The organism is Sphaerisporangium sp. NPDC005289 (assembly GCF_040607455.1).
Classification (GTDB): domain Bacteria; phylum Actinomycetota; class Actinomycetes; order Streptosporangiales; family Streptosporangiaceae; genus Sphaerisporangium; species Sphaerisporangium rhizosphaerae.
In genome coordinates this window covers 1-5,541 of sequence record NZ_JBEXGS010000052.1, presented here as the reverse complement: position 1 = coordinate 5,541, position 5,541 = coordinate 1, and the positions used below count along the sequence as shown (strand labels likewise).

The window sequence follows — 5,541 nt, the reverse complement described above, 5'->3', positions numbered from 1 at the left end:
TGCGGTGGTCGCGGTGGTCGCGGTGGTCGCGGTGGTCGCGGTGGTCGCGGTGGTCGCGGTGGTCGCGGTGGTCGCGGTGGTCGCGGTGGTCGCGGTGGTCGCGGTGGACCAGGCCGGCCAGGCGGTCCAGTCGACACCGGTGCCACACGTCCACGCCTGACCGAGCCCGGCGACCAATTGAGCCTTCTCATCCCGATCGCGGCGCAGCAACGCGACCACCGAGGCAGGCGCTGCGTCCTTGCGACCGCCATTGACAGCGCGGACCTCGGCGTGGTCGCTGTTCCCGCGGCCTCCGTCGGCACTGCGGGCTTCGGCGTGTTCCTGGTTGTCGGTGTGGTCGTGATGGGCGAGGGTCTGTTCGATCATGGGAGCCAACTGGGCGTCGGGGCCGGCTTCGATGTAGCAGCCGACGCCCTGTCCGCGCAGGGTGGTGATGGTGTCGGCGAACCGCACCGGCCGCCGCACGTGCTCCACCCAGTACCCCGGCTCGGTAACCTCTTCGCCGGCCAGCTCACCCGACAGGTTGGACACCAGCGGCAGCTCCGGACGCCGCAGCGTCAACCCGGCCACCACCCGCTCGAACTCGACCAGCATCGGCTCCATCAACGGCGAATGAAACGCATGCGACACCCGCAACCGCCGCGTCCGATACCCCTGGTTCCGCGCCCACTCCACCACCTGATCCACCTGATCGGAGGCACCCGAGACCACCACCGAACCCGGCGCGTTCACCGCCGCCACCGCCACCCGGCCATACCCGGCCAGCACCGGGACGATCTGCTCTTCACCGCAGCCGATCGCCGCCATCGCACCACCAGACGGCAACCCCTGCATCAACCGCCCACGAGCAGCCACCAACCGGCACGCATCCGCCAAATCCAACACCCCGGCCACATGCGCCGCAGAGATCTCCCCCAACGAATGCCCAGCCACAAAATCAGGCCGCACCCCAAGCGACTCCAACAACCGGAACAACGCCGTCTCCACCACGAACAACCCGGCCTGAGCGAACACCGTCTGATCCAGCACCCCACCAGCAACAAACCCGCCAGCAGCAGAACCAGCGGCCCCACCAGCCTGGCCGCTCTGGCCGGTCGCACCGATCTGGTCGGTCTCACTGGTCTCAACGGTCTGGCCACTCCGACCCGTCGGGCCGGTCGAGCCACCCAGGCCACTCTGCCCGTTCTGTTCGCTCGCACCGCCCTGACCGGTCACGCCGGAATCGACGGCCTCGCCGCTCGCGCTGCCCTGGCCGCTCTGGACAGGCCGGCCGATCTCGCCGTTCGGGCTGGTCGCGCCGATCTGGCCGGTGTGGTCGGTCTGGCCGTTCTGGCTGGTTTGGTTGCGGTGGCCGAGGATGATGTCTCGCAGGCTCACACCATCGGCCAGGCCGGTCACCACGCCGGCAGTGTCGGCGGCGGTGAGTTCGGCCTCCAGCAGTGCGCAGGCCTCATCGAAAGCGCGGGCGAACACCGGGAAGGCCGCATACAACTCCCGGCCCATCCCGACCCGCTGAGCACCCTGACCGGAGAACACCACCGCAACCCGGCCCGGCCGCACCCGACCCACCACCGAAGACGGCCCCACCACTTCAGCGGCCAACCCCGGAACCTGCGAATCCTCGGCGGCCAGCGCCCGCAGCCGGCTCAGCAGACCCTCCCGGTCCGCCGCCGGCAGCACCGCCCGGTAATCCAGGGCGGCCCGACGCGTCAGCGCGGCGGCCACCTCCAACGGAGCAGCCGCTTCATGCCCGACGACGAACTCCGCCAGCCGAGCGGCCTGCGCCCGCAACGCCGCCTCGCTCTTGGCCGACACCACCACCGGCACCGGCACCGGAAGTACGGCCAGCGCGGCGGTGTCTTCCATCTTGGTGGTGGCCGTGTCGGGGATGGCGGCTCGTCCTTGGGTGGGCTTCTCGTCGTCACCCATCGCGCCGGCCACGATCTCCGCCGACGGTGCGACCGTGCCGGCGGGGACGTCCGACCACTCCTCGACAGGCGGTTCTTCCAGGATCACGTGCGCGTTGGTGCCGGAGATGCCGAAGGAGGACACCCCCGCCCGGCGCGGCCGATCCGCAGCGCGCGGCCAGGGCTGGGGCCTGGTCAGCAGTTCCACCGCTCCGCCGGACCAGTCCACCTTTGACGAGGGCGCGTCCACGTGCAGCGTCTTGGGCAACAGCCCGTGCCGCATGGCCAGGATCATCTTGATCACACCGGCCACCCCGGCCGCCGCCTGAGTATGACCGAGATTGGACTTCACCGACCCCAGCCACAACGGCGACCGCCGACCCTGACCATAAGCCGCCAGCAACGCCTGCGCCTCGATCGGATCACCCAACGCGGTACCGGTGCCATGCGCTTCGACCGCATCCACATCACGGGCCGCCAACCCGGCCACCGCCAGTGCTTGAGCGATCACCCGCTCCTGGGACGGACCATTCGGCGCGGTCAACCCGTTCGAAGCACCGTCCTGGTTCACCGCCGAACCGCGCAACACCGCCAGCACCTGGTGCCCACGACGGCGAGCGTCCGACAGCCGCTCCACCACCAGCACCCCGACACCCTCGCCCCAACCCACCCCATCAGCCGCCTCGGCGAACGCTTTACACCGGCCGTCGGCGGCCAGACCCCGCTGACGCGAGAACTCCACGAACGCATCCGGCGTGGCCATCACCGTCACCCCACCGGCCAGCGCCAGATCACACTCCCCGCTCCGCAGCGCCTGCGCCGCCAGATGCAACGCCACCAACGACGACGAACACGCCGTGTCCACCGACACCGCCGGCCCCTCCAGGCCGAACGCGTACGAGACTCGCCCGGACACCACACTGCCCTGCGTTCCGGTGGCGACCAGGCCCTCGGCCTCGGGTGTGGCGACCGCGCCGGAGCCGTAGTCGTTGGCCATCACTCCGGTGAACACCCCGGTCGGGGTGCCGCGCAGTCCGGACGGGTCGATGCCGGCGCGCTCCAGGGCCTCCCAGGAGGCTTCCAGGATGAGCCGCTGCTGGGGGTCCATCGCCACCGCTTCGCGGGGGCTGAGTGCGAAGAACTCCGGGTCGAAGTCGGCGGCGCCGGACAGGAATCCGCCGGCACGGACGTATGACGTTCCCGGGTGGTCGGGATCCGGATGGAACAGCGTTCCCAGGTTCCAGCCTCGGTCGGTGGGGAAGCCGGTGATGCCATCGCGGTCGTCGATCAGCAGCCGCCACAGGTCGTCAGGACCGGTGACCTGACCAGGGAAACGACAGGCCATCCCGACAACGGCGATCAGATCACCATCACCCGAACCGCCGGCCGGGACCACCGGAACCGCCGGGACTCGACCAGAGGCGGCATCACCGAACAGCACAGCGTCCAGATGCATCGCCAGCGCCCGAGGAGTCGGATGATCGAACACCAGCGTCGGCGTCAACCGCAACCCCGTCACCGTGTGCAACCGGTTACGCAACTCCACCGCGGTCAGCGAATCGAACCCGAACTCCTGGAAAGGCCGTCCCGCGTCGATCGCCTCAGCACTGTCATGCCCCAACGTGGCCGCCGCCTGACCACACACCATGTCCAGCAACCCCCGCTGCCGCTGCCGCGCCGACAAACGCGCCAACGCCATCACCGGCCGCTCCCCACCAGCCCGACCCGGCACTGCGTCGGCACCGACGACACCAGCGGCATCGGCCGCACCGGCGACTGGACGCACCGCGGGACCGGCCAACTCCCGCAACAGCGCCGGCAGACCCGCCCCACGCCGGCCCAGCGCCGCCGCATCGAACCGAGCCGGCACCACGAACGGCCGCCCCGCCACCACAGCCGCATCCAACAGAGCCAACCCCTGACCCGCGGTCAACCCCACCAGCCCGGCAGCCTGCATCCGCGCCTCATCACGCGCACCGATCCGACCCGCCATCCCCCGTTCCTCCACCCACGGCCCCCACGCCAGCGACACCCCCGGCAGACCAGCCGCCGCCCGAGCCACCGCCAACGCATCCACCGCGGCATTGGCCGCCGCGTAATTCCCCTGCCCGGCCCCATCCACCACCCCGGCCAGCGAAGAGAACACCACAAACCGCGCCAGATCCCCACCACGCGTCAGCTCATCCAAATACCACGCCGCATCCACCTTCGGCCGCAGCACCGCCTCCACCCGACCAGCCGACAACGACGAAACCACCCCGTCATCCACCACCCCCGCCGCATGCACCACCGCACGCAACGGCCACGCCTCGCCCATCTCGCCCAGCAGCGCGCTCAGAGCGTCCCGATCAGCCACGTCGCAGGCGGCGACGGTCACCTCGGCACCCTGCTCGGTCAGCTCATCACGCAGCTCGACCGCGCCAGGAGCGTCCAAGCCACGGCGCGAGACCAGCAACAGATGCCGCACCCCATGCACCGCCACCAGATGCCGCGCCACCAACGCACCCAACCCACCGGTACCACCAGTGACCAACGTCGTCCCATCGACCGGCCAGGCCTCCACAGACCCCTCACCGGCATCCGCACCGCCCACCTGACCAGCCCCGCCAGGCGAGGAGACTCCACCCTCCGGGTCGACAGAGCTCACATGCGACAACCGCGGCACCCACAACGCGTCGCCACGCACCGCGACCTCCGGCTCACCACAAGCCAGCGCGGCACGCACACCACCCGCAAGACGCTCCTCACCGCCGTCGACCGCGGTCGGCACGGCACTCGCCGACGCCTCCTCGGAACCGAGAGCGACCCGCACGCCATCGAGCGAACCCTCACCCGGCTCCAGGTCGACCAGCGTGATCCGGCCCGGCTCCTCCGACTGAGCGGCCCGCACCAGCCCCCACACCGCAGCCTGCGCCGGATCCGGAACCTCACCATCGGCCACGACCACCGCACCGCGGGTGATCACCACCACCGGCCGCAGGTCCGCCTCGGCCGACCAGCCGTGCAAGGCGGCCAGGACCGTACGCAGAGCGGTCCGTACTCGCTCGATCACATCACCAGCGCCCTGTGCTCCGTCTGCACCGTCTGTGGGATCGATGACGAGCATGTCGCCGGTGGGCACCGCACCGAGGGGTGCCGACGCCGGCTCCAACTGCCGCCACGCCACTTCGAACACGGAAGGACGGTCGGTGACGGCGGCTCCACCCGATTGCGGGCGGCCCGGGGGGAACAGCCAGTAATGCCGCCGCTGGAAGGGGTAGGTGGGCAGATCCAGATCGCCGACGCGGGCCCCGGCCGAACCGGCCGTTCCGGCTCCGGTGGTCCAGGCCGGCCAAGTGGTCCAGTCCACACCGGTGCCACACGTCCATGCCTGGCCCAGCCCGGCGACCAGTTGAGCGGTCTCGTCCCGGTCGCGGCGCAGCAACGCCACCACCGCGGGGTCACCGCCGTCGTAGCCGATCCCGCGCCCGCCATCAGCACCGCGGACCTCGGCATGGTCGCCGTCCCCACCACCGGATTCGTCGAGATGCTGGTCACCAGCGTTGTCGTGGTGGGCGAGGGTCTGCTCGATCATGGGGGCCAGCTGGGCGTCCGGGCCTGCCTCGATGAAGCAGCCGACGCCCTGGCCGCGCAG

General features: G+C 70.7%; 1 protein-coding gene. It reads right to left on the bottom strand.

The annotated features are described in order from the left end of the window. A partial coding sequence (locus tag ABZT47_RS40135) for a type I polyketide synthase (protein WP_354854017.1) occupies positions 1 to 5,481 on the bottom strand: 5,481 nt, incomplete at its 3' end. Positions 5,482 to 5,541 lie beyond the last annotated feature (60 nt).